The 23,654-nt window shown below is 58.6% G+C and carries 32 protein-coding genes; 30 read left to right on the top strand and 2 right to left on the bottom strand.

Going from position 1 to position 23,654, the window contains the following annotated elements; all coding sequences use genetic code 11:
- Window positions 1-12 precede the first annotated feature (12 nt).
- The 11 genes from RT657_RS12420 (at window position 13) to RT657_RS12370 (ending at window position 5,097) form a co-directional block, all read left to right on the top strand.
- Complete coding sequence (locus RT657_RS12420) at window positions 13-1,209, top strand: phage major capsid protein, P2 family (protein WP_313654813.1); 1,197 nt, start codon at window positions 13-15, stop codon at window positions 1,207-1,209.
- A 3-nt stretch (window positions 1,210-1,212) separates the two neighbouring features.
- Entirely contained in the window at window positions 1,213-1,857 is a 645-nt protein-coding gene (gene gpM / locus RT657_RS12415) for a phage terminase small subunit (protein WP_313654811.1), read from the top strand.
- Between the two features lie 99 nt (window positions 1,858-1,956).
- Entirely contained in the window at window positions 1,957-2,421 is a 465-nt protein-coding gene (locus tag RT657_RS12410) for a head completion/stabilization protein (protein WP_313654809.1), read from the top strand.
- Entirely contained in the window at window positions 2,421-2,624 is a 204-nt protein-coding gene (locus RT657_RS12405; protein ID WP_033786650.1) for a tail protein X, read from the top strand. Before RT657_RS12410 ends, RT657_RS12405 begins: the two co-directional genes overlap by 1 nt.
- A gap of 3 nt (window positions 2,625-2,627) precedes the next feature.
- Entirely contained in the window at window positions 2,628-2,840 is a 213-nt protein-coding gene (locus tag RT657_RS12400; RefSeq protein ID WP_409520995.1) for an HP1 family phage holin, read from the top strand.
- Entirely contained in the window at window positions 2,821-3,330 is a 510-nt protein-coding gene (locus RT657_RS12395; RefSeq protein ID WP_313654807.1) for a lysozyme, read from the top strand. The genes RT657_RS12400 and RT657_RS12395 overlap by 20 nt, the downstream gene beginning before the upstream one ends.
- 7 nt (window positions 3,331-3,337) lie before the next feature.
- Window positions 3,338-3,706 (top strand): DNZ54_00345 family protein, encoded by a 369-nt coding sequence (locus tag RT657_RS12390; RefSeq protein WP_313654805.1) that lies wholly within the window; start codon window positions 3,338-3,340, stop codon window positions 3,704-3,706.
- Window positions 3,703-4,131, top strand: coding sequence for an Rz-like lysis system protein LysB (gene lysB / locus RT657_RS12385; protein ID WP_313654803.1), 429 nt, complete (start codon window positions 3,703-3,705; stop codon window positions 4,129-4,131). Before RT657_RS12390 ends, lysB begins: the two co-directional genes overlap by 4 nt.
- Window positions 4,016-4,264 carry an Rz1-like lysis system protein LysC gene (lysC, locus tag RT657_RS12380; protein WP_313654898.1) on the top strand — a complete coding sequence of 83 codons (249 nt, stop codon included), beginning with the start codon at window positions 4,016-4,018 and terminating at the stop codon, window positions 4,262-4,264. Before lysB ends, lysC begins: the two co-directional genes overlap by 116 nt.
- Window positions 4,227-4,658 carry a phage tail protein gene (locus tag RT657_RS12375; protein ID WP_313654801.1) on the top strand — a complete coding sequence of 144 codons (432 nt, stop codon included), beginning with the start codon at window positions 4,227-4,229 and terminating at the stop codon, window positions 4,656-4,658. Before lysC ends, RT657_RS12375 begins: the two co-directional genes overlap by 38 nt.
- A complete protein-coding gene (locus tag RT657_RS12370; RefSeq protein ID WP_313654800.1) occupies window positions 4,651-5,097 on the top strand; it encodes a phage virion morphogenesis protein in 447 nt (148 codons plus the stop codon). The genes RT657_RS12375 and RT657_RS12370 overlap by 8 nt, the downstream gene beginning before the upstream one ends.
- Window positions 5,098-5,155: 58 nt before the next feature.
- Here the strand turns inward: RT657_RS12370 and RT657_RS12365 are convergent, their stop codons facing one another.
- Together RT657_RS12365 and RT657_RS12360 are read right to left on the bottom strand one after the other, a co-directional pair.
- Entirely contained in the window at window positions 5,156-5,488 is a 333-nt protein-coding gene (locus RT657_RS12365; protein ID WP_313654799.1) for a HigA family addiction module antitoxin, read from the bottom strand.
- Window positions 5,489-5,586: 98 nt separating this feature from the next.
- Window positions 5,587-5,898 (bottom strand): type II toxin-antitoxin system RelE/ParE family toxin, encoded by a 312-nt coding sequence (locus RT657_RS12360; RefSeq protein ID WP_313654798.1) that lies wholly within the window; start codon window positions 5,896-5,898, stop codon window positions 5,587-5,589.
- A gap of 146 nt (window positions 5,899-6,044) precedes the next feature.
- Here RT657_RS12360 and RT657_RS12355 point away from each other — a divergent pair, with 146 nt between their 5' ends.
- The 19 genes from RT657_RS12355 to lysS all read left to right on the top strand — a co-directional run bounded on the left by RT657_RS12355 (window position 6,045) and on the right by lysS (window position 23,541).
- On the top strand, window positions 6,045-6,623 hold the full coding sequence (locus RT657_RS12355) for a phage baseplate assembly protein V (protein WP_313654797.1): 579 nt from the start codon (window positions 6,045-6,047) through the stop codon (window positions 6,621-6,623).
- A complete protein-coding gene (locus RT657_RS12350) occupies window positions 6,620-6,976 on the top strand; it encodes a GPW/gp25 family protein (RefSeq protein WP_313654795.1) in 357 nt (118 codons plus the stop codon). Before RT657_RS12355 ends, RT657_RS12350 begins: the two co-directional genes overlap by 4 nt.
- Entirely contained in the window at window positions 6,963-7,877 is a 915-nt protein-coding gene (locus tag RT657_RS12345) for a baseplate J/gp47 family protein (protein ID WP_313654793.1), read from the top strand. The genes RT657_RS12350 and RT657_RS12345 overlap by 14 nt, the downstream gene beginning before the upstream one ends.
- Window positions 7,874-8,485: a phage tail protein I gene (locus RT657_RS12340; RefSeq protein ID WP_313654791.1), complete on the top strand. Its 612-nt coding sequence runs from the start codon at window positions 7,874-7,876 to the stop codon at window positions 8,483-8,485. Before RT657_RS12345 ends, RT657_RS12340 begins: the two co-directional genes overlap by 4 nt.
- Complete coding sequence (locus RT657_RS12335) at window positions 8,482-9,570, top strand: phage tail protein (RefSeq protein ID WP_313654790.1); 1,089 nt, start codon at window positions 8,482-8,484, stop codon at window positions 9,568-9,570. Before RT657_RS12340 ends, RT657_RS12335 begins: the two co-directional genes overlap by 4 nt.
- Window positions 9,570-10,160, top strand: coding sequence for a tail fiber assembly protein (locus RT657_RS12330; protein WP_313654789.1), 591 nt, complete (start codon window positions 9,570-9,572; stop codon window positions 10,158-10,160). The genes RT657_RS12335 and RT657_RS12330 overlap by 1 nt, the downstream gene beginning before the upstream one ends.
- 118 nt (window positions 10,161-10,278) lie before the next feature.
- The gene (locus RT657_RS12325; protein ID WP_313654788.1) at window positions 10,279-11,448 is read left to right on the top strand and encodes a phage tail sheath protein; all 1,170 of its coding nucleotides are present in this window, start codon (window positions 10,279-10,281) and stop codon (window positions 11,446-11,448) included.
- A 12-nt stretch (window positions 11,449-11,460) separates the two neighbouring features.
- A complete protein-coding gene (locus RT657_RS12320) occupies window positions 11,461-11,976 on the top strand; it encodes a phage major tail tube protein (RefSeq protein ID WP_313654787.1) in 516 nt (171 codons plus the stop codon).
- A 57-nt stretch (window positions 11,977-12,033) separates the two neighbouring features.
- Entirely contained in the window at window positions 12,034-12,342 is a 309-nt protein-coding gene (locus RT657_RS12315) for a phage tail assembly protein (protein WP_313654786.1), read from the top strand.
- A gap of 14 nt (window positions 12,343-12,356) precedes the next feature.
- The gene (locus RT657_RS12310) at window positions 12,357-12,476 is read left to right on the top strand and encodes a GpE family phage tail protein (RefSeq protein WP_033786692.1); all 120 of its coding nucleotides are present in this window, start codon (window positions 12,357-12,359) and stop codon (window positions 12,474-12,476) included.
- Complete coding sequence (locus RT657_RS12305) at window positions 12,469-15,174, top strand: phage tail tape measure protein (RefSeq protein WP_313654785.1); 2,706 nt, start codon at window positions 12,469-12,471, stop codon at window positions 15,172-15,174. The genes RT657_RS12310 and RT657_RS12305 overlap by 8 nt, the downstream gene beginning before the upstream one ends.
- Complete coding sequence (locus RT657_RS12300; RefSeq protein ID WP_313654784.1) at window positions 15,171-15,656, top strand: phage tail protein; 486 nt, start codon at window positions 15,171-15,173, stop codon at window positions 15,654-15,656. The genes RT657_RS12305 and RT657_RS12300 overlap by 4 nt, the downstream gene beginning before the upstream one ends.
- Entirely contained in the window at window positions 15,653-16,756 is a 1,104-nt protein-coding gene (locus RT657_RS12295; RefSeq protein WP_313654783.1) for a phage late control D family protein, read from the top strand. Before RT657_RS12300 ends, RT657_RS12295 begins: the two co-directional genes overlap by 4 nt.
- A gap of 78 nt (window positions 16,757-16,834) precedes the next feature.
- Window positions 16,835-17,053, top strand: a complete 219-nt coding sequence (locus tag RT657_RS12290; protein WP_313654782.1) for an ogr/Delta-like zinc finger family protein — start codon at window positions 16,835-16,837, stop codon at window positions 17,051-17,053.
- 262 nt (window positions 17,054-17,315) lie between these two features.
- Window positions 17,316-18,209, top strand: coding sequence for a site-specific tyrosine recombinase XerD (xerD, locus tag RT657_RS12285; protein WP_313654781.1), 894 nt, complete (start codon window positions 17,316-17,318; stop codon window positions 18,207-18,209).
- A 21-nt stretch (window positions 18,210-18,230) separates the two neighbouring features.
- Window positions 18,231-18,944: a bifunctional protein-disulfide isomerase/oxidoreductase DsbC gene (gene dsbC, locus RT657_RS12280; protein WP_313654780.1), complete on the top strand. Its 714-nt coding sequence runs from the start codon at window positions 18,231-18,233 to the stop codon at window positions 18,942-18,944.
- A 3-nt stretch (window positions 18,945-18,947) separates the two neighbouring features.
- Window positions 18,948-20,684, top strand: coding sequence for a single-stranded-DNA-specific exonuclease RecJ (recJ, locus tag RT657_RS12275; RefSeq protein ID WP_313654779.1), 1,737 nt, complete (start codon window positions 18,948-18,950; stop codon window positions 20,682-20,684).
- Window positions 20,685-20,912: 228 nt separating this feature from the next.
- Window positions 20,913-22,011 (top strand): peptide chain release factor 2 gene (gene prfB, locus RT657_RS12270; RefSeq protein WP_111142219.1). Its coding sequence is split into 2 segments (ribosomal slippage): window positions 20,913-20,987 and window positions 20,989-22,011, totalling 1,098 coding nucleotides; the frame shifts between segments, so codons are not numbered across the junction.
- Window positions 22,012-22,020: 9 nt separating this feature from the next.
- Window positions 22,021-23,541, top strand: coding sequence for a lysine--tRNA ligase (lysS, locus tag RT657_RS12265; protein ID WP_313654778.1), 1,521 nt, complete (start codon window positions 22,021-22,023; stop codon window positions 23,539-23,541).
- The last annotated feature ends 113 nt before the right edge of the window (window positions 23,542-23,654 follow it).

The following is a 23,654-nucleotide window of genomic DNA, read 5'->3' as shown; positions in this document are numbered from 1 at the left end:
GAAAGCAGAGCGATGAAAAATACTACCCGTTTTAAGCTGAATGCTTACATGTCGGTGCTGGCAGAAATTAACAAGATTGACCTGTCCGCGCTGAACAGCAAATTCACCATTGAGCCGTCCGTGTCGCAGACGCTGGAAAGCAAAATTCAGGAGTCTTCCGCGTTCCTGCAGGCCATCAACATCATGCCGGTCAGTGAGCAGAGCGGCGAACGGCTGGGGCTGGGGATCGGCACCACCATTGCGGGCACCACCGATACCACCCAGAAAGAGCGTGAGCCGACCGACCCGACTTACATCGACGGCGACGGCTACAAATGCACGCAGACCAACTTTGACACGGCGCTGCCTTATTCAAAGCTGGACATGTGGGCGAAGTTCAGCGATTTCCAGGTGCGCATTCGTGACGCCATCGTGAAGCGTCAGGCGCTGGACCGCATCATGATCGGCTTCAACGGCATCAAGCGCGAGAAAACCTCCAACCGCGTGCAGAACCCGCTGCTGCAGGACGTGAATATCGGCTGGCTGGAGAAAATCCGCCAGGAAAAACCGGCGCAGGTGCTGGGTCAGCACATCGGTGACGACGGCAAAGTGGTATCGGACAAAATCACCGTCGGGATTGGCGGCCTGTTCCGTAACCTGGACGCCGTGGTGATGGGCGCGGTGTCAGAAAAAATCGGCGTGCAGTACCAGGACGACACCGAACTGGTGGTGATCTGCGGACGCCAGCTGCTGGCTGACAAGTATTTCCCGCTGGTCAATCAGAGCCAGCCCAACACCGAAGCACTGGCCGCTGATCTGATCATCAGTCAGAAGCGCATCGGCGGCCTGCAGGCCGTGCGCGCGCCTTACTTCCCGGCGAATGCGCTGTTGATCACCCGCCTGGATAACCTGTCCATCTACTGGCAGGAAGAGACGCGTCGCCGCTCCATCATCGATAACCCGAAACGTGACCGCATCGAAAACCTTGAGTCGGTTAACGAGGCCTACGTGGTCGAGGACTACGACTGCACCTGCCTGGTGGAAAACATCGAGCTGCTGGAGCAGGAGCCGGAAAAAGCGCCGGGTGAGATGAGCGACGCGGAAATCGCACGTATCGCCGCCGTGGCGGCCAGCGTGGTCAAGTCCATGAGCGGCTCGGACAGTTCAGCCGCCAGCGCGGACACCACGCAGACCGGTGATGCCGGTGATGGCAGCAAAGGCGGAGCGTAACCCGTGACCAACCCTTTCCGCGCGCACACGCGCTTTATTCAGGCACAGGAGGCCGCCCGGTCGGGCGGCAGTGGCCGCAGCACAAAGGGCTATGACCTGATGCTGCTGCAGCTGAACGAAGACCGCCGCCGCCTCAAGGGCATTCAGTCCAACGTCCGAAAAGCTGAAATCAAGGTGGAGGTGCTGCCGAAGTACGCCGCCTGGGCTGAGGGCGTGCTGAGTGCTGACGGCGCGCAGCAGGACGACGTACTGATGTACGTGATGCTCTGGCGCGTTGACGCCGGTGATTATGCCGGTGCGCTGGCGATTGGCCGTCACGCACTGAAGCACGGCTGGGCGATGCCGCTGGGACACCGCACCACCGCAACGGTGCTGGCTGAAGAAATTGCCGATGCGGCAAAGGCCGCCGTGCTGGCGAAGACGCCTTTTGATCCGGTCCTGCTGCTTGAGGCGCTGGAGGTGGTGGATGCACACGACATGCCCGATCAGTCACGCGCCCGTCTGCACAAGTCCATCGGCTGGGTGCTGACGGAAAGCAGCCCGGCGTCCGCGCTGAACCATCTGAAGCGAGCCCTGCAGCTGGACGAGAAGTGCGGCGTTAAAAAAGACATTGAGCAGCTGGAGCGGAAAATCCGTAACGCCAGCTGATAACCGGACGTGCCCACGCGCGGGGCGGCACGGGGTGGCGACAGGCAGCGCCGCATCAAAACCCCGTCCACCGCCCACCTATTCAGGAGTAACAGAGCAATGGAATTTATCGCGCCACAGAAGGCGACGGGAACGCCGGACATCATCCCCAACAATTCATTCTGGCCCGACGTTGATCTGGCGAAGTTCCGCAGCGTCATGCGCGTTGACGGCACCGTGACGCCGGAACGTCTGCGTCAGGTGGTGCTGACCGCGATGGCGGAGGTTAACGCAGAGCTCTATCCGTGGCGTGAGCGGCAGGAGCTGGCTGGGCACAACAGCCTGGCTGACGTTCCGGCGGAGCGTCTGGCCGGTGAGAGCGTGCGGCTGCATCACTACGTTAACGCGGTGTGGTGCTGGACGCGCGCAGTACTGAACGAGCGTTATCAGGACTTTGACGCAACCGCGATAGCGGTTAAGCGCGGCGAAGAACTGACTGATGCCAGCGGCGACCTGTGGCGGGACGCGCGCTGGGCCGTCAGCCGCGTGCAGGACATGCCGCACTGCACCGTGGAGCTTATCTGATGAAAGTGCGTGCGCAGCAGTATGACACGGTGGACGCACTCTGCTGGCGTCACTACGGGCGCACGCAGGGCATGACGGAACAGGTGCTGCAGGCAAATCCGGGGCTGGCGGAGCACGGCCCCCTCTTACCGCACGGGCTGGAGGTGGAGCTGCCGGACGTGACAGCGACGGCCACCGTGCAGGCCGTCCAGCTTTGGGACTGAATCATGTGGGAAAAAATCAGCACCTTTGTGACCTGGTGCATTGCGGTGGTGATGGCATGGCTGGGCGGCATGGACCTGAAGGACGTGTCCACCGTGGCCGGTGTGCTTATCGGCCTGCTGATGGCGCTTATCAGCTGGTACTACAAGCACAAAACCTATCAGCTTCTGGCAAGCGGGCGCATCACGCGGGGGGAGTATGAATCTGCAGACCGTTAAACGCTGCGCTGTGGGCGTGGTGCTGGCGCTGGCCGCATCAATGCCCGGCTTTCAGCAGCTGCACACATCGGTGGAGGGGCTGCGGCTGATTGCTGATTACGAGGGCTGCCGCCTGCAGCCGTACCAGTGCAGCGCGGGAAAGTGGACCGACGGGATCGGCAATACGTCCGGCGTGGTGCCGGGTAATTCCATCACGGAACGGCAGGCGGCGGGGAATTTCATCACCAACGTGTTGCGCACTGAGGCGGCACTGGCGCGCTGCGTGGCGGTTTCCATGCCGCAGCAGGTTTATGACGCGCTGGTGTCGCTGGCGTTCAACGTGGGAACCGGCAACGTGTGCGGCTCCACGATGGTGGCGCTGCTGAAACGGGGTAAATGGCGCGATGCGTGTTATCAGCTGCCGCGCTGGGTGTATGTGAAAGGCGTATTTAATCAGGGGCTGGATAACCGGCGCGGACGTGAACTGGCATGGTGCCTTAAAGGAGTCTGAGATGCAGATGATTAAAAATTGGTGGTTTACGGCGTTACTCACTGTCCTGCTGACGCTGGTCAGTATCAGTCACGGCAGCTTTGCGGGCTATCCGCTGGCGGCGCTGCTCTGGGCAGAGTTCTTTGCCTGGGCATTCATCGTTTTTTCCGGGCTGTGCTGCGCCGTCACGCTGAGCGGCGGAGAGCATAAGCGGGCGTTTGCCTGGTTGCTGAGGTTTGCGCAGCTGGCTGACCGTGTGCCGCTCAGATGGTATCACCGCGTGATTATCGCCGTGGTGATGTGGACAGCAGGATGGCACCTGGTGGTTCTTGTGAGCCTGAATGCTCTGTTTTACCGCTGGATGATCAGGCCAGAGCTGAAGCGGATAGCGGCATGACGCGCGCACTGGCCGCCATCGTGCTGATCCTGCTGGTATTCGCTGGCGTGCAGTCTTACCGGCTGAGCAGCGCCCACGGCAGGATCGATGCGCAGCAGACCACCATTGCGGGCCAGGGCAAAAAGCTGAGCCAGAAAAACAGCCAGCTGATTGCCCTGAATATCCTGACGCAGACCAGCAGCCAGGCGCAGACGCAGCTTTACGCCGCCGCCGAACGCAACGGCCAGCTGCTGCGCGACCGGCAGCGAAAGATTGAGGAACTGAAACGTGAAAATGAAGACCTTCGCCGCTGGGCTGATGCCGCTCTGCCTGATCCTGTTATCCGGCTGCGGCAGCGACCGGCCCTCTCAGGAGGTGAATCTTACCGTGAGTGGCTGTCCGAAAATCACCCGCTGCCAGCTGGACCCGGCAGCGCCGCGCACTAACGGCGACCTTCTGGCCCTGCTGAACGAAACGGAGGCCGCCTGGGCGGCGTGCGCCGGTAAAGTCGATACCATCATCAGCTGTCAGGAAAAAGACGATGAACAAGCCGCAGTCCTTACGCAGCGCCCTGAATAAGTCGGTCCCTTACGTGGCCGACAACCCGGATCGCCTGCACCTGTTCGTGGACAGCGGGCAGGTGGTTGCCACGTCTGCCCCGTCCCTGTCGTGGGAATATCGCTACACGCTGAACGTGGTGATCACCGACTTCACCGGCGATCAGAACCTGCTGATGGCCCCGGTGCTTTTGTGGCTGCGGGAAAACCAGCCCGACGCGCTGCAAAACAGTGAGGCGCGCGAAAAGCTGTTTTCGTTTGAGGTGGATATTCTGGCAAACGACCGCTGTGACATCAGCATGGATCTGAAGCTGACAGAGCGCATTGTGGCAACGACGGTGGACGGGAAAATCAGCGTTGAGGCGGTGCCGGAACCGGACGGGCCGGAGGAAGTCTGGACGGTGAAACGTGGCTGAACTGCATGAAGTGGATGCCTGGCTGGCGGCGCTGCTGTCGCAACTGGAACCGGCGGCCCGGAAAAAGATGCTGCGCGAAGTGGCGCGCGACGTGCGCCGCATTCAGCAGGCAAATATCACAGCACAACGTTCTCCGGACGGGGCCGCATGGGAGCCGCGCCGCGTAACCGCCCGCAGCAAAAAGGGCCGCATCCGTCGCGGCATGTTCGCAAAAATGAAAACGGCAAAGTATCTGAAGGCGCAGGCAGACGCAGACGCCGCAGAGGTTGCCTTTATTCCGGCGGTACAGAAGCTGGCCCGCGTCCATCACTACGGCCTGCGGGACCGGGTAAGCCGTCGCGGCCCGATGGTTAAATATGCGGAACGCCCTCTGTTAGGCGTAAATAGTGAGGTAGAAAACACTGTACAGGCGGCTTTGCTGCGCTGGATTGCAGAATGAGAACGGCCCGCGATTGCGGGCCGTTCTTTCAAGGAAAAACTAGTTTTTCATTGGAAAATTATGCTACTTGCTTTTCTTTTTGTGCCAGAAAATTTTCAACAGGTGTCACACGGCTGATTTCTTCCTGCGTGCGGGCATCGTTCATTACTTCCCAAATATCTACACTATTTTGAAGGTTTAACCAGAACCCAACGCTGGTTTCAAAAGCAGCGGAAAGCCTAAAAGCCATATCTGGAGTTAACTTGCGGTTGTTGTTAACCAGCGCACTGACAGTATTACGGTGTACATTCAAAATTTCAGCTAAGTCCAAGATTTTCAGGCCAAGAGGTTCCAGGTATTCGTAAAGTAATACGTCTCCTACAGTAGTCGGCTTGCGGGTTGCTTGGGTCATATCTCTACTCTCTAAGGTCTAAGTTCTAACGGTCCAAAAACTAACTTCACTTTCCTGTTTTAAGAGGGTTTAGAGCTGCAACTCTAAACCCTCATCACTTACTTATGTGCTTTATAGCTATGTGCATCTAAGTATAGGTCAACAGCCTTACCATCGATCCATTTAAATATTAGTCGGTATTGCTCGTTAACCCGAATCGAAGAGTATTCCTCTAAAGGAGGGTTTAATTCTTCGTAACGGTTTCCAGGTGGCGATCGTAAATCCTTATAGTTTATCGCCGCATTTATTATGTCGAGCTTTCGGGCTAGTGCTGATGCGATAGTGGCCGGGATTTTTTTATGTGTTTTTCCATACAGAAAAAAATCTTTAAGCCAATCGTCCCGAAAACTCTCGATGCTTCTTAATGTCATTCCATCGGTGCCTCCGCGTTTTAACCTGCACACATTGTAATGCACTGCTGCACAGTGCGCAAGTGCGAATTTGGTTATCGTTTGTATCATGTCTTACACAACCGCAAGTTCTGCTCTCTGCTTCTCCGCCGTGGCACGCTCTGCACATGAATACTCAACTCACCGAAATTATGCGCCTTATCACCAACCTGATCCGCACCGGCACCGTGTCCGAAGTGGACCCGGTGAACTGGCTATGCCGGGTGAAAACGGGCGACCTTGAAACCAACTGGATTAACTGGCTCACCCTTCGTGCCGGTAACACCCGCACATGGTGGCAGCCCACCGTCGGGGAACAGGTTGTGCTGCTGAGCCTGGGCGGCAATCTTGAAACCGCCTTTGCGCTGCCCGCCATTTATTCCGAAGCCTTTCCGCCGCCTGACTATTCAGAAGACGGCACCACGACCGTGTTTAAAGACGGCGGCTGGTTTCAGTACGAACCGGAAAACGGCCAGCTGCTGATAAAGAACATCAGAAGCGTGCGCATTGAAGCATCGGACGGCATTCAGCTGATAACCGACGCGCTGGGAATAGAAGCCAGCAAGACGCGGATCAACAGTGACACCACGATGAACGGCGACGTGACCCACGGCGGTGGCGCAATGAGTTCAAACGGCGTGATTGCTGACAAGCACTTACACGAAAAAGTGAAGACCGGCACCGATATGTCAGGAGGACCGAAATGATGTATCTCGGCATGAACCGCGACACCGGCAGGGCCATTACCGACATTGACCACATACGCCAGAGCATACGCGACATCCTGATCACCCCGGAAGGCAGTCGCATTGCCCGGCGTGACTACGGCTCGCTGCTGTCAGTGCTGATTGACCAGACCCAGAACGACGCGATCCGCCTGCAGGTGATGGCGGCAGTGTATGTCGCCATCAGCCGCTGGGAGCCGCGCGTGAGGCTGAGCACTGTCAGCCTTACCAGCGACTTTGACGGCTCTATGGTGATTGAGCTGACCGGCCAGCGCGCTGACGGCTCGCCGGTTGCTATGTCTGTGCCAGTGGGGGTGAACAGTGGCGGTAATTGACCTTTCCCAGCTGCCCGCGCCGCAGATTATTGAGGTGCCTGACTTTGAGGCCCTGCTGGCTGAGCGCAAAGAGGCACTGATTGCGCTTTATCCGGCGGATGAACAGGCCGCCATGCGCCGCGTGCTGGCGCTGGAGTCTGAGCCGATTGTGAAAAGCCTTCAGGAGAACGTCTACCGGGAAATCCTGCTGCGCCAGCGCATTAACGAGGCGGCGCAGGCGGTAATGGTGGCCTACGCCATCGGCAGCGATCTGGAGCAGCTGGCCGCCCGCAACAACGTGGAGCGCCTGACCATTACGCCTGCTAATCCCGATGCGGTGCCGCCGGTGGATGCGGAGATGGAATCGGACGACGCGCTGCGCGTGCGCGTGCCGGAGGCTTTTGAGGGGCTGAGCGTGGCCGGACCGACGGGCGCCTATGAGTTTCACGCAAAAAGCGCCGATGGCCGGGTGCAGGACGTGTCCGCCATCAGCCCGTCACCGGCGACGGTGCTGATCACCGTCCTGAGCCGTGAGGGTGACGGCACGGCAGCAGAAGATTTACTGACCACAGTGAACACCGCGCTGAGTGCTGAAAGCGTGCGCCCGGTAGCCGACCGCGTGACGGTTCAGGGGGCGGCTATCCGCAGCTACAGCGTGAAGGCCAGGCTGCATCTGTTTGACGGCGTGGCCGCCGGTCCCTGCCTTGAGGCGGCAAACGCGAAGCTGACCGCTTACCTGATCGAGCAGAAAAAGCTGGGGCGCAGCGTGCGGCGTGAGTCCTACGGGGCAGTGCTGCGCGTGGCCGGTGTGGACTGGGTGGAAATCACTGAACCGGCGCAGGACATCATCATGGACCGCACGCAGGCGGGTTACTGCACCGGCACGGATATTTCCGTGGCAAATGATCAGGGGGTGACATGAGCAACAGCAGCCTGATGCCGCCCGGCTCGTCTGTACTGGAGCGCCGACTGGCAGAAGCCTGCAGCGGTATTTCCGGGCTGGACGTACCGCTGCGTCACCTGTGGAACCCGACCACCTGCCCGGTGAGCTTTCTGCCGTATCTGGCCTGGGCGTTTTCGGTGGACCGCTGGGACGAAAGCTGGGCGGAAAGCGTCAAGCGGCAGGTGGTGAGCGATGCGTTTTACATCCATCAGCACAAGGGCACCATCAGCGCCATCCGCCGCGTGGTGGAGCCGTTCGGCTTTTTGATCCGGGTTATTGAGTGGTGGAAAACCAGCGAGCCGCCTGGCACGTTCCGGCTGGACATCGGCGTGCAGGACCAGGGCATTACAGAAGAAACCTATCAGGAACTTGAGCGGCTGATAAGCGATGCGAAGCCCTGCAGCCGCCACCTTTTGGGAATGTCAATCAACCTGCAGGTCAGCGGCGAAACGCGGATAGCGGCGGCCAGCTACGACGGTGACGATCTTACCGTTTACCCGTATACCCCGGAACTTATCTCCGTCAGTGGCGCAGTTTATGGCGGCGCGGCGGTTCACGTTATCGATCTGATGGAAGTGGGACCATGACACAAAAATACTATGCAATCGTAACCAACCTGGGCGCGGCGAAAATTGCCAACGCTGCCGCGCTCGGCACAAAACTGAATATTACGCAGATGGCCGTGGGTGATGGCGGCGGCACGCTGCCAACGCCGAACGCCAGCCAGACAAAGCTGGTAAACGAGGTGCGCCGCGCAGCCATCAATACGCTGAGCATTGACCCGGCCAACGCCAGCCAGATGATTGCCGAGCAGGTGATCCCCGAAACGTCGGGAGGATTCTGGATCAGGGAAATGGGACTGTTTGATGCGGACGGCACGCTGATTGCCGTGTGTAACACGCCGGAAACTTACAAGCCCGCGCTGCAGGAAGGCAGCGGGCGCACGCAGACTGTGCGCATGATTCTGATCGTCAACAGCACCGACGCCATCACCCTTAAGATTGACCCTTCCGTGGTGCTGGCAACGCGCAAATATGTTGATGATGCTGTGATCGAGGTGAAAGCCTACGCTGACAGCGTAATGAAAACTCACGCCGATGATAAAAACCCGCACAGCCAGTACCTGCAGATCGCCAATGCTCTGGCAGAAATTAAAGATGCCGCGCTGGTTGCTGACGTTCTCAAAAACCTCGGCTGTGGCGAAGGTGCGCCGCTTATCGGTTCGCCGTTCCCGTGGCCGCACGCGAAAATGCCGAATGAACTCTTTGCATCAATGTCAGGCATGGTCTTTCTGAAAAGTAACGGCGCGACGTTCAGCAGCACGCTCTACCCAAAGCTGGCGCTGGCTTATCCGGGACTGAAGCTGGCCGACCTTCGCGGCGAGTTTATTCGCGGCTGGGATGACGCGCGCGGAGTAGATTCAGGCCGCGCGCTGCTGTCCGGGCAGGCGGATGCAATCGGGGTTAATACAGGTACAAACGGTAAAAACGTGCAGGCGCTTTTTGTCAGCACGGCCCGTTCAGCTGCATATCCGGCAACAGATGCGCTGAACGGCCTTAGTGAAGGGAATAGTTTTGGTACAAGCGACTCCGTTTCGCGCTCTGTTTTTCGCTCCGCAGCGGAGACGCGCCCGCGCAACATTGCGTTTAACTACATCGTGAGGGCTGCTTAATGGCAAAGGTTACGCTTGATAAAAACGGCCTGGCTAAATCGGCCGGCACACTGACGATTTATAATTTTGACGCGGTAAGCGGGGAATTTACCGGCGCCAGTGATGAGTTTCTGGCTCAGGGGGTTGGCCTGCCTGCCTGCGCCTGCCTGTCGCCGCCGCCTGACGCGCAGCCGGGTTTTGCAGCCGTATATCAGGACGGCAGCTGGCTGAGCGTGCCGGACCATCGCGGCGAAACGGTTTATCCGGTTTCCGGCGGTATGCCGGTAGAGATTTCGGCGCTGGGTGACTATCCCGCAGACACCACAACTCAGGCTCCGGCAACCGCGTTTGATAAGTGGGACGGTGAAAAATGGGTGACTGACAGCGCAGCGCAGCAGCAGTCGCTGACTGACGCAGCGGCCAGCGAAAAGGCGGCGCGCGTGAGCGAGGCAAACGACATCACCCAGGCGTGGCAGACGCAGTTGCTGTTAGGCATCATCACCGATGAGGACAAGGCCATGCTTACCGCCTGGATGAAGTACGTGCAGGCGGTACAGGCCACCGACGTGTCGGGTGCGCCGGATATAAGCTGGCCCGCAAAACCGCAGTAACCATCAGGCCCATAACGGGCCTTTTTTCATTGTATGGTTTTCCACACAAAGCCATCAGGGTGCGCCCGCGCCCGCGACCTTTCACCATAGCGGAACCCCTTCACAGGAGAACCGCCACATGGCAGATGATTATCACCACGGCGTGCGCGTTGAGGAAATCAACGAGGGCACCCGAACCATCACCACCATCAGCACCGCGATTGTGGGGCTTGTCTGCACCGGCGACGACGCCGACGCGGCCACCTTCCCGCTGAACCGCCCGGTGTTGTTAACCGACGTACTCACCGCCAGCGGCAAAGCCGGGGAATCCGGCACGCTGGCCCGCTCACTGGACGCCATCGCGGACCAGTCAAAGCCCGTCACCGTCGTTGTGCGCGTGCCGCAGGGCCAGACCGAAGCGGAAACCACCGCCAACATCATCGGCGGCGTGACCGACGGCCAGCGCACCGGCATGAAGGCTTTGCTGGCTGCGCAGTCTCAGTGCGGCGTTAACCCCCGTATTCTGGGCGTGCCAGGCCACGATAACAAAGCCGTCGCCACCGAACTGCTGAGCGTGGCGCAGAGCCTGCGCGGCTTTGCCTACCTGTCCGCGTATGGCTGTAAGAGCGTTGAAGAGGCGATTGCCTACCGCGCCAACTTCAGCCAGCGGGAAGGGATGCTGATCTGGCCTGACTTCATCAGTTTTGACACTGTGCTGAAGGCGGACGCGACGGCCTACGCCACCGCACGCGCGCTGGGCCTGCGCGCCAAAATTGACCAGCAGACCGGCTGGCATAAGTCCCTGTCAAACGTTGGCGTGAACGGCGTCACCGGCATTTCAAAAGACGTTTTCTGGGACCTGCAGGACCCGGCCACCGATGCGGGCCTGCTGAACCAGAACGACGTGACCACGCTGATCCGCAAAGACGGCTTCCGCTTCTGGGGTTCCCGCTGCCTGAGCGATGACCCGCTGTTTCAGTTTGAGTGCTACACCCGCACCGCGCAGGTGCTCATGGACACGATGGCAGAAGCGCAGATGTGGTCTGTTGACGGCGCGCTGAACCCGTCGCTGGCCCGCGACATTATTGAGAGCATCCGCGCGAAGCTGCGCAGCCTGGTGAATCAGGGCTATCTGATTGGCGCGGACTGCTGGCTGGACGAGAGCGTGAACGACAAGGACACGCTCAAGGCGGGCAAGCTGCTGATCGATTACGACTATACGCCGGTGCCGCCACTGGAAAACCTGCTGCTGCGCCAGCGCATCACTGACCAGTATCTGGTCGACTTCAGCAGCCGCGTCAGCGCATAAGGAGACGGAAAGATGGCATTACCCCGCAAACTCAAGCATCTGAACCTGTTCAACGCAGGCAACAACTGGCAGGGGCTGGTTGAGTCCGTGACGCTGCCGAAATTTACCCGCAAATTTGAGAAGTATCGCGGCGGCGGCATGGCCGGTGCGGTGGATATCGACATGGGCCTGGACGATGGCGCGCTGGATACGGAATTCACCGTGGGCGGCACTGAATCGCAGCTGTTTAAGCAGATGGGTGCCACCACGGTGGACGGCATTCAGCTGCGCTTTACCGGCTCCATTCAGCGTGACGACACCGGCGAAGTGCAGGCGGTCGAGCTGGTCACGCGCGGACGCTATAAAGAGCTGGATTCCGGCGAATGGAAAACCGGCGAATCCAGTACCACCAAAGTGTCCGCAACCAACAGCTACGCAAAGCTGACCATCAATGGTGAAGTGGTTTACGAGATCGACATCGTGAACATGATCCACATTGTGGACGGCAAGGACCTGATGGAAGAGCACCGCAACGCGCTGGGCCTGTAATCACACCGGCAGGCGCTGAGCCTGCCGCTTATCTCGCTTTTTAAACGGAATCACATCATGACAGACAAAACTGCACCAAACGAAAAGGCCGTTGAACTGGACACCCCAATCCTGCGCGGCAAAACAGAAATCACCTCCGTCACCGTGCGCAAGCCGCAGTCCGGTGCGCTGCGCGGCATCCGCCTGCAGGCGCTGCTGGACATGGACGTGAACGCACTGATGACAGTGCTGCCGCGCATTACCACCCCGGCACTGACCACGCAGGAAATTAACGAAATGGACCCCGCCGATCTGGTCAGCCTGTCGGTAGAGGTGGTCACTTTTTTGCTGAAGAAGTCGGTGCTGTCGGATTTAGCGACGGCCTGACGGTAGACGATCTGGTGGCGGACATCGCCACCGTCTTTCACTGGCCGCCCTCCGTTACCGAGTCCATGACGCTGACGGAGGTTCTGGAGTGGCGGCACAAAGCAATCCTGCGACACAGGGCCAGCGATGAGTGATAAAAATCTGCGTCTGCAGGTTGTGCTGGGCGCGGTCGATAAGCTGACCCGCCCCTTCCGCAGCGCCCGGGACAGCACCCGCGAGCTGGCTGGCACCCTGCGCGATACCCGTAACACCCTCAAAGAGCTGGACGCACAGGCCGGGCGTATTGACGGCTTCCGTAAAACCCGCTCACAGCTTGCCATCACCGCTAACAATCTTAAGGCCGCCCGCGAAGAAGCGGCGCGGCTGGCCGTGCAGTTCACGGAAACCAACAGACCGACCGCCGCGCAGGCCCGCGTGCTGGAGCAGGCGAAAAACCGCGCCAGCCAGCTGCAGCAGACCTACAACGGGCTGCGTCTTTCGGTGCAGCGTCAGCGTGAGGCGCTGGGCGCTGCCGGTATCGACACGAAGAAACTGAGCCAGGCACAGCGCGAGCTGAAAAGTCAGGCTGACGAGGCGCGCGCCGCCATTGACCGGCAGCAGCTGTCGCTTAAAAAGCTGGGAGAGCGGCAGGCAAAACTGAGCGCGGTTCGTGAGCGATATTCCCGTTCGCTTGAGGTACGCGACCGCGTAGCCGGTGCCGGAGCGGCAACGTCTGCCGCCGGGCTGGCGATGGGTGCGCCGGTGCTGGCCGCCGTGAAGTCTTCAGCGGCAATGGAAGACGCCATGAAGGGCGTGGCAAAGCAGGTTAACGGACTGCGCGACGACAAAGGAAACCGCACAAAACAGTTCTATGACATGCAGGCCGCCATCAAGGCCGCCAGTGAGCAGCTGCCGATGGAAAACGGCGCGATTGACTACGCCGCGCTGGTTGAGGGCGGCGCGCGCATGGGCGTGACGAACCAGAACGACTCCTATGAGGACCAGAAACGCGACCTGATGGCCTTTGCCACCACGGCGGCGAAGGCCTCGACCGCGTTTGAGCTGCCCGCCGGTGAGCTGGCTGAAGGGCTGGGCAAGATTGCGCAGCTGTACAAAATCCCCACCCGCAACATCGAGCAGCTGGGCGACGCGCTGAACTACCTGGACGATAACGCCATGTCCAAAGGTTCAGACATCATCGACGTGCTGCAGCGCATGGGCGGCGTGGCTGACAGGCTGGACTACCGCAAAGCGGCCGCGCTTGGTTCGACCTTCCTCAGCCTGGGCGCGACGTCGGAAACCGCCGCCAGTGCAGCGAATGCAATGGTGCGCGAGCTGTCCGTAGCCACCATGCAGAGCGACCGGTTTATGGACGGCATGGATCTGCTGAAACTGGACCCGGCGAAGATTGAAAAGCAGATGACCACGGACGCAATGGGCACCATCCAGCGCGTGCTGGAAAAGGTCAACAACCTGCCTAAAGACAAACGCCTGACGGCTATGACGATGGTATTCGGCAAGGAGTACGGCAAGGACGCGGCCAAACTCGCTAACAACATGCCGGAGCTGAGGCGACAGCTGCAGCTGACGCAGGGCGACGGGGCGAAAGGCTCCATGCAGAAAGAGTCGGACATCAATAAGGACTCGCTTTCTGCACAGTGGATGCTGACCAAAACCGGCGTATCTAACACCATGAGCGGCCTGGGCGACTCCCTGCGCACGCCGCTGATGGACATCATGAATATGGTGAAGAAAGTCACCGGCGTGACCCGCCGCTGGGTGGAAAATAACAAGGAGCTGGCGGGAACACTGGTAAAAGCTGCAGCAGTTATATCGGTGATTGTGCTGGCGCTGGGTACGCTCATGATCGGCCTTGCAGCTGTGCTGGGGCCGATGGCGCTGCTACGACTCAGCTTTAACGTGCTGGGGATAAAAGCATTTAGCTCATTCGGGCTGATTAAAAGCGCCATCGGCATCGTGGGGAAAAGTGTGCTGTGGCTGGGGCGGCTGATGTTCGCAAACCCGATTCTGGCCATTATCGGGCTGATTGCCGCCGGGGCGCTGCTGATCTGGCAGAACTGGGACACGCTGGGCCCGAAACTTGCCGCCATGTGGGACGCTATCAGCACAAAGATCAGCAGCATCTGGACAGCGATCCGCACCTACATCAGCACAAAGTGGGGGGAGATTGTTTCCGACGCGAAGGCGCTGCCCGCGCGTTTTCAGGAAGCAGGTTCACAGATGATTGACGGCCTGATTGCGGGTATCAGCCAGAAATGGGATGCGATTAAAAACAAGCTGTCGTCCCTGACCGACTACCTGCCGGATTTCCTCAAGCCGGGTGGCGATAAGTCCGGCGGGCCGCAGCTGCCGCGACCGGCAACAGTAAACACGGGCGGCGGTGTATCCCTGCTGCCGGGCGGATTTCCCGGATTTGCTGGCATGTACGACAGTGGCGGCTTTATCCCATCCGGGCAGTTCGGCGTGGCCGGTGAAAATGGGCCGGAACTGGTCAGTGGTCCGGCGAACGTGACCAGCCGCCGGAGCACTGCACGGCTGGCAGCACTGGCGGCGCTGACGCTGGGTGGTGCCGGGGCGACGGCAGAGGCGAAACCGCTGCACCCGCTCAGCCTGCCGGTTCAGGCGTACCGGCAGGAAGCGCCGCGCATGAGTGGCAATGCTACACAGGGAACTGCGCCACAAATTCATGCCTCCTTCACCATCGTGCAGCAGCCGGGACAGAGCCAGCAGGATCTGGTTGATGAGGTGATGCGCAGGCTGGAAGCAAAAGAACGGCAGGCGCAGGCCCGTGCCCGCAGTAGTTACAGTGACAGGGGAGGATTTGAGGGATGATGATGACGCTGGGCTTATTTGTTTTCATGCTGAGGACGGTGCCTTATCAGGAACTGCAGTATCAGCGCAGCTGGCGTTTCCCGTCTAACAGCCGGGTAGGCGTGCGGCCATCGCTGCAGTTCTTAGGTCCTGACAATGACACGCTGACGCTTTCCGGCGTGCTGCTGCCGGAGATTACCGGCGGCAGGATGTCCCTGTTCGCGCTGGAGCAGATTGCAGAGCTGGGCCGCGCGTGGCCGCTGATTGAGGGCAGCGGGACAATTTACGGCATGTTCGTGATTGAAAGCCTGAGTCAGACCAAAGCGGAGTTCTTCAGCAGCGGCGTGTGCCGCCGCATTGAATTCACGCTGACGCTGAAGCGCACCGATGAATCGCTGGGCGAGATGTTCGGCAGCCTCAGCGATCAGCTTTCTGCCATGCAGGGCGCAGCAGTTACCACCGCCGGTAAGGTCAGCGCCGCTGCGGGAGGATTATTCTCATGATGACAACCCCGTGGATTAACGGCCAGCAGAATTCCCCCGCGTTCCGCCTGACGATGGACGGTGCAGACATCACGCAGAAGCTGGAAAAGCGCCTGCTGAGCCTGACGCTCACTGATAACCGGGGCTTTGAAGCGGATCAGCTGGATATCGAGCTGGACGACGCGGACGGCCAGCTGCAGCTGCCGCGCCGGGGCGTTGTGCTGTCGCTGTCGCTGGGCTGGCAGGATGGGCCACTTTTCCCGAAAGGCAGTTATACCGTTGACGAAATCGAGCACAGCGGCACACCTGACCGGCTGACGCTGCGGGCGCGCAGCGCCGACTTCCGGCAGACGCTCAACACTAAGCGCGAGAAGTCCTGGCACAAAACCACAGCAGGCGAAATTGTCCGGGATATTGCCGGGCGCCATAAGCTGAAGGCGGCAATGGGTGAGGACATGGCGGCCACAGAAATTGACCACCTTGATCAAACCAACGAATCAGACGCCAGCTTTCTGATGCGGCTGGCTAAACAGTGCGGCGCAGTGGCCTGTGTCAAGGACGGCAATTTGCTGTTTATCCGCCAGGGACAGGGGAAGACGGCAAGCGGTAAGGCGCTGCCGGTGATTACCCTTCAGCGCAGGGACGGGGACAGCCACCGCTTCACCCTGGCGGACCGCGACTCATACACCGGCGTGATCGCCAGCTGGCTGCACACCCGCGAACCGGTAAAGAAGCCTGTAGCGAAGGTGAAGCGCAGGCGACGTAAAACCACGACGAAGAAAAAGAAAGAGCCGGAGGCGAAGCAGGGGGATTACCTGATCGGCACGGATGAAAACGTACTGGTGCTTAGCCGCACTTACGCGAACCGTGGCAACGCCGAACGAGCGGCAAAAATGCAGTGGGAACGCCTGCAGCGCGGTGTGGCAACATTTTCCATTCAGCTGGCAAAGGGGCGCGCGGAGCTATACACGGAAATGCCGGTGAAGGTCAGCGGCTTCAAACAGCAGGTAGATGCCGGGGAATGGATCATTACAACGCTGACGCACAGCCTGAGCGCTGATAATGGATTTACTACCAGTATCGAACTGGAAGTGAAGATTGACTCATTAGAAATGGAATAAGACTTACAAAAGTTCTCAAAAGAGATACAATTCATCGAAAAGTTCGTAAAAGAGTTCAACTGCGAGGTGTATAAAATAATGATGAATTGTCCAATATGCGGTAATGCGGCTCATACTCGCAGCAGCACTCAAATTTCCAAAGAGACAAAAGAACGTTACAACCAGTGCCAGAACATCAACTGCAGTTGTACTTTTAAGTCATTAGAAACAGTGTCATCAATCATTATGATGCCTGGGGAGGTGAAGCCAGTGCCACCACATCCAGGCCGTGACCATCAGCAGTTACTTTGGTTATGACCGCGAAGGCAAAAAAAAATCACCCGCTCAAGCGGGTATTTTTTTGCCTGCAGATAATAAATTATGCCGCCAACTTGCCGCCATTTAGAAAAAATCCTGCATTTAACTTTATGTATTTATTTGTTTTTTTTAATTGCATTCAAAATAGACCGATTTTCATGCAGATAACACTCTGTAAATACTGACTCTGGCGCAATTGTACCAGAAGCGCTGCTGAATCAGGCATAATGAGCATGATTTTACACCAGACGGCGGAGATAACGTGCAGGACAGCGAACTGACAGAACAGTTTCTTGATGCGCTCTGGATTGAACGCAATCTGGCGCAGAACACGCTCGCCTCCTATCGTCAGGATCTGCAGACGCTGACCGGCTGGCTGACGCATCACGGGCTGACATTACTCAGCGTGACGCCGCTGGATCTGCAGCAGTTTCTGGCCGAACGGCTGGAGGGCGGCTACAAGGCGACCAGCTCAGCGCGGCTGTTGAGCGCGATGCGTCGTCTGTTTCAGTATCTTTACCGCGAAAAGCTGCGGCCGGACGACCCGAGCGCGCTGCTTTCCGCGCCTAAACTGCCGCAGCGGCTGCCGAAAGATCTCACTGAGGCGCAGGTTGAGCGGCTATTGCAGGCTCCCGATACACACATCCCGCTGGAGCTGCGCGACAAGGCGATGCTGGAACTGCTCTACGCCACCGGATTGCGCGTCTCCGAGCTGACCGGCCTGACGCTCAGCGATATCAGCCTGCGCCAGGGTGTCGTCCGCGTCATCGGTAAAGGGGATAAAGAGCGCCTGGTGCCTTTAGGTGAAGAAGCGGTTTACTGGCTGGAGCAATATATGGAACATGGCCGGCCCTGGCTGCTTAACGGTCAGACGCTGGACGTGCTGTTTCCCAGCAATCGGGCACAGCAGATGACACGGCAGACCTTCTGGCATCGCATCAAGCATTACGCCACGCTGGCAGGCATCGACGGCGAAAAGCTATCGCCGCATGTGTTGCGCCATGCCTTTGCGACCCATCTGCTGAACCATGGTGCCGATCTGCGTGTCGTACAGATGTTGCTGGGACACAGCGATCTCTCCACTACCCAGATTTATACGCACGTTGCGACTGAGCGTCTGCGACAGTTGCATCAACAACACCATCCGCGGGCCTGAACCGCGGCCATAAGGACAAAAATGAACAAGCATTTCGCGATGCTGGCCCTGTTAGCCAGCGCCTTTTCCGGTCTGGCCCATGCCGATGACAGCGCTATTCAGCAATCACTTAAAAAGCTCGGTCTGAACCAGACAGAGATCGGCCCCTCACCGCTGCCTGGTTTTAAAACTGTGCTCTCGGAAAGCGGTGTGCTTTACGTCACCGATGACGGCAAGCACATGATTCAGGGGCCGCTCTATGATGTCAGCGGCAAACAGCCGGTTAACGTTACAAACCAGCTACTGGACAAAAAGGTTGAGGCGCTGGTGCCGGAAATGATCGTCTATAAAGCGCCGAAAGAGCAGCATGTGATAACGGTCTTCACCGATATCACCTGTGGCTACTGCCACAAGCTGCACGAGCAGATGGCCGACTACAATGCGCTGGGCATTACCGTGCGCTACCTGGCGTTCCCGCGTGAAGGTCTGAACGGTCAGACTGAGCCGGCAATGAAAGCGATCTGGTGTAGCGCCGATCGCAATAAAGCGTTCGATGAGGCGATGAAAGGCAATGCGCCGAAAATGGCCGCGCCGGACAGCTGCAAAATCGACATTGCCCGGCACTATAAACTGGGTGTGCTGTTCGGTATTCAGGGCACGCCTGCAATGCTCACTGACACCGGCATGATGATCCCGGGCTACCAGTCGCCGCAGGAGCTGAAGCAGGTGCTGGACAATCAGAAACGTGGTGGGTAATCGGTGGTAAAACAGGATGTAGAACTTCGTCGCCGGGAGGTGGCCGTTGACGATGCGCTTCCGGCCAGCCTGCCGCCGTTGCTGAAACGCCTCTACCTGCAACGCGGCGTGCGTGACGCCGCTGAGCTGGAACGCGGCGCCAGAAATCTGCTGCCGTTTCAGTCCCTGAGCGGGATTGATGACGCGGTGGCGCTGCTGCATGCGGCGCTGCTGGATGGCCGTCGCATTATGGTAGTAGGCGACTTCGATGCCGATGGCGCAACCAGTACCGCGCTGACGGTAATGGCGCTGCGCAGTATGGGCGGCAGCAATGTGCAGTATCTGGTGCCCAATCGCTTTGAAGATGGCTATGGCCTCAGCCCGGAAGTGGTTGAACAGGCGCGCGCGCGCGGTGCCGCGCTGATCCTGACGGTCGACAATGGCATCTCCTCCCACGCAGGCGTTGAGTGCGCGCATCAGTACGGCATTCCGGTTCTGATTACCGACCACCATCTGCCGGGCGAAACGCTGCCCGCCGCAGAGGCGATCGTCAATCCCAATCTGCCTGACTGCGACTTCCCCTCACGCGCCCTTGCCGGTGTTGGTGTCGCGTTCTATCTGATGCTGGCCCTGCGCGCCCACTTGCGTACTCAGGGCTGGTTTGGGGCCACCCGCGCGGAACCCAACCTGGCAGAGATGCTGGATCTGGTGGCGCTCGGCACGGTCGCTGATGTGGTGCCGCTCGACGTGAATAACCGCATTCTGGTGTGGCAGGGACTCAGCCGGATTCGGGCCGGAAAATGCCGGCCAGGCATCCGTGCGCTGCTGGAGATTGCCAATCGCGATGCCCGCCAGTTAGCGGCCAGCGATCTCGGGTTTGCGCTGGGTCCCCGGCTCAACGCTGCAGGTCGCCTTGACGATATGTCGGTAGGCGTGGCGCTGCTCATGACAGACGATCTCAGCCAGGCGCGGATGCTGGCCAGCGAGCTGGATGCGCTCAATCAAACCCGGAAAGAGATCGAGCAGGGCATGCAGAGCGAAGCACTGGCGCTCTGTCAGGCGCTGGAGCGTGAACAGCGTGACCTGCCGCTGGGGCTGGCTTTCTATCATCCCGAATGGCATCAGGGCGTGGTGGGGATCCTCGCGTCACGCCTGAAAGAGCGTTTTCACCGCCCGGTGATTGCTTTTGCGCCAGCGGGCGATGGCACACTGAAAGGGTCGGGCCGCTCGATTGCTGGTCTGCATCTGCGCGATGCGCTGGAGCGGCTGGATACGCTGAATCCGGGCCTGATGCTGAAGTTTGGCGGCCACGCGATGGCGGCAGGCCTGTCGCTGGAGACGGAACGCTATGAGGAATTTCGTCAGCGCTTTGCCGAACTGGTGGGTGAGTGGCTGGATGGTGAATCCCTCCAGGGCATCATCTGGTCAGATGGCGCGCTGCAGCCGCAGGAGTTCTCACTGCAGACGGCGGAGATGCTGCGCGAAGCGGGTCCCTGGGGCCAGGCCTTCCCGGAACCCGCATTTGACGGCAAATTTAAGCTGCTGCAACAGCGGCTGGTGGGCGAGCGGCATCTGAAAGTGATGGTCGAGCCGCTTGAGGGCGGGCCGCTGATCGACGGTATCGCTTTCAATGTCGATACGACGCTGTGGCCTGACAGCAGCGTCCGGCAGGTCGAACTGGCCTACAAACTGGATATCAATGAGTATCGCGGCAACCGCTCGGTGCAGCTGATCATTGACCATCTCAGGCCGCTGAACTGAATCAGCCAGACGCGGCGTCAGCGGAAATGGCGGACGCGCGTCAGGGCGATGACTCTTCCTTCAGCCCCAGCAAAAACCAGAATGGCGTCATGACCTGCAGGCATCGGGAACAGGTCATGCAGCCACGGCATCTGCCCGCTGTCTCAACGCTACAATCTGCCGACAGTTTCGGGTAAACTTACAGGTTAATTTTCCTGTCCCATCGAACATAAGAAAGACGCCAAAGCCATGTTTGAAATCAACCCGGTCAAAAACCGTATTCAGGACCTCAGTGAGCGCAGCGACGTTCTTCGGGGGTATCTTTGACTACGATGCCAAGAAAGAACGCCTCGAAGAAGTAAACGCGGAGCTGGAACAGCCCGATGTCTGGAACGAGCCTGAGCGAGCGCAGGCGCTGGGCAAAGAGCGATCCTCGCTGGAAGCGATCGTACAGACGCTGGAGCAGATGTCTCAGGGTCTGGAAGATGTGCAGGGCCTGCTTGAGCTGGCCGTTGAAGCCGAAGATGAAGAGACCTTCAACGAAGCCGTTGCCGAGCTGGATGGCCTTGAAAGCAAGCTGGGCGAGCTGGAATTCCGCCGCATGTTCTCCGGTCAGTATGACAGCGCCGACTGTTACATCGATCTGCAGGCCGGTTCCGGCGGCACCGAAGCGCAGGACTGGGCCAGCATGCTGATGCGTATGTATCTGCGTTGGGCAGAAGCCAAAGGCTTCAAGACCGAAATTATCGAAGAGTCTGAAGGTGAAGTCGCGGGCATTAAATCTGTGACCATTCGCGTGTCAGGCGACTACGCCTTTGGCTGGTTACGGACCGAAACGGGCGTGCATCGCTTGGTGCGTAAAAGCCCGTTCGACTCTGGCGGCCGTCGTCACACCTCTTTTAGCTCCGCCTTTATCTATCCGGAAGTGGATGATGATATCGACATCGATATCAACCCTGCTGACCTGCGTATTGACGTCTACCGCGCATCCGGTGCGGGCGGCCAGCACGTAAACCGGACAGAGTCCGCCGTACGTATTACCCATATTCCAACCGGCACAGTGACCCAGTGTCAGAACGACCGCTCTCAGCACAAGAATAAAGATCAGGCAATGAAGCAGATGAAAGCGAAGCTGTATGAGCTTGAGATGCAGAAGAAAAACGCTGAGAAACAGGCACTGGAAGACAATAAGTCCGACATCGGTTGGGGAAGTCAGATCCGTTCTTACGTTCTTGATGATGCACGCATCAAGGATCTGCGCACTGGCGTAGAAACACGTAACACCCAGGCGGTGCTGGACGGCGATCTGGATCGATTCATTGAAGCTAGTTTAAAAGCAGGGTTATAAGGAACCGACATGTCTGAACAAGAACCGCAGAGCGCTGATGCCGCCGTAGAGTTAAATAATGAACTGAAAACGCGTCGCGAAAAGCTCGGCGTACTGCGTGCTAATGGCGTGGCGTTCCCTAATGACTTCCGTCGCGACAGCCTGTCAAATCAGCTGCATGAGCAGTATGACGAGAAGAGCAATGAAGAGCTCGACGATCTCGGTATTGAAGTCAGTGTTGCCGGGCGCATGATGACCCGCCGTATTATGGGTAAAGCCTCGTTCGTGACCCTGCAGGATGTGGGTGGCCGCATTCAGCTCTACGTTGCGCGTGACGATCTGGCCGAAGGCATCTACAACGAGCAGTTCAAAAAGTGGGATCTCGGCGATATTCTCGGCGCGCGCGGTAAACTGTTCAAAACGAAAACCGGCGAACTGTCGATTCACTGTTCTGAACTGCGCCTGCTGACCAAAGCCCTGCGTCCGCTGCCAGACAAGTTCCACGGCCTGGCCGATCAGGAAACCCGTTACCGTCAGCGTTACCTCGATCTCATCGCCAATGATGAGTCGCGCAACACTTTCAAAATTCGTTCGCAGATCATGGCTGGCATTCGTCAGTTCATGGTGGGCCGCGACTTTATGGAAGTGGAAACGCCTATGATGCAGGTGATCCCGGGCGGGGCGTCTGCGCGTCCTTTCATCACCCATCACAATGCGCTGGATATCGATATGTATCTGCGTATTGCGCCAGAGCTTTACCTGAAGCGTCTGGTGGTGGGCGGATTCGATCGTGTGTTCGAGATCAACCGTAACTTCCGTAACGAAGGCATTTCGCCGCGCCATAACCCTGAGTTCACCATGATGGAACTCTATATGGCCTACGCGGATTACAAAGATCTGATCGAGCTGACCGAAAGCCTGTTCCGTACCCTGGCGCAGGATGTGCTGGGCAGCACGGTCGTGCCTTATGGCGAGCAGGTGTTTGACTTCGGTAAGCCGTTTGAAAAACTGACCATGCGCGAAGCGATCAAGAAATATCGTCCGGAAACGGACCTGACCGATCTGGAAGATTTCGACAAAGCGGTCGCGATTGCTCAATCACTGCATATCAAAGTCGAGAAGAGCTGGGGCCTGGGCCGCGTCGTCACGGAGATCTTCGAAGAGACCGCAGAAGCGCATCTGATCCAGCCGACCTTTATCACCGAATATCCGGCTGAAGTCTCCCCGCTGGCGCGTCGTAACGATGTGAACCCTGAAATTACCGATCGCTTTGAGTTCTTTATTGGTGGTCGCGAAATCGGTAACGGCTTCTCCGAGCTGAATGATGCTGAAGATCAGGCGGAACGTTTCCTGCAGCAGGTGAATGCCAAAGATGCGGGTGACGATGAAGCGATGTTCTATGATGAAGACTATGTGACCGCACTGGAACATGGTCTGCCGCCAACGGCGGGTCTGGGTATCGGGATTGATCGCATGGTAATGCTGTTTACCAACAGCCACACTATCCGCGACGTCATTCTGTTCCCGGCACTGCGCCCAGGCAGCAAATAAACTCAGCGCACAGGCGCCCGTAACGCTGCACCTGAAAGGCCTGCAAAGGCTGATTAGGGTGCATTTTTTTTGTCTTAAATCGGGTGATAATGCGTCTGTTTATACCGCTGTTC

Source organism: Pantoea sp., assembly GCF_032114055.1.
Taxonomy (GTDB): domain Bacteria; phylum Pseudomonadota; class Gammaproteobacteria; order Enterobacterales; family Enterobacteriaceae; genus Pantoea.
Note: the sequence above shows the minus strand (reverse complement) of the source record. Positions and strands in the feature narration are given on the sequence as shown.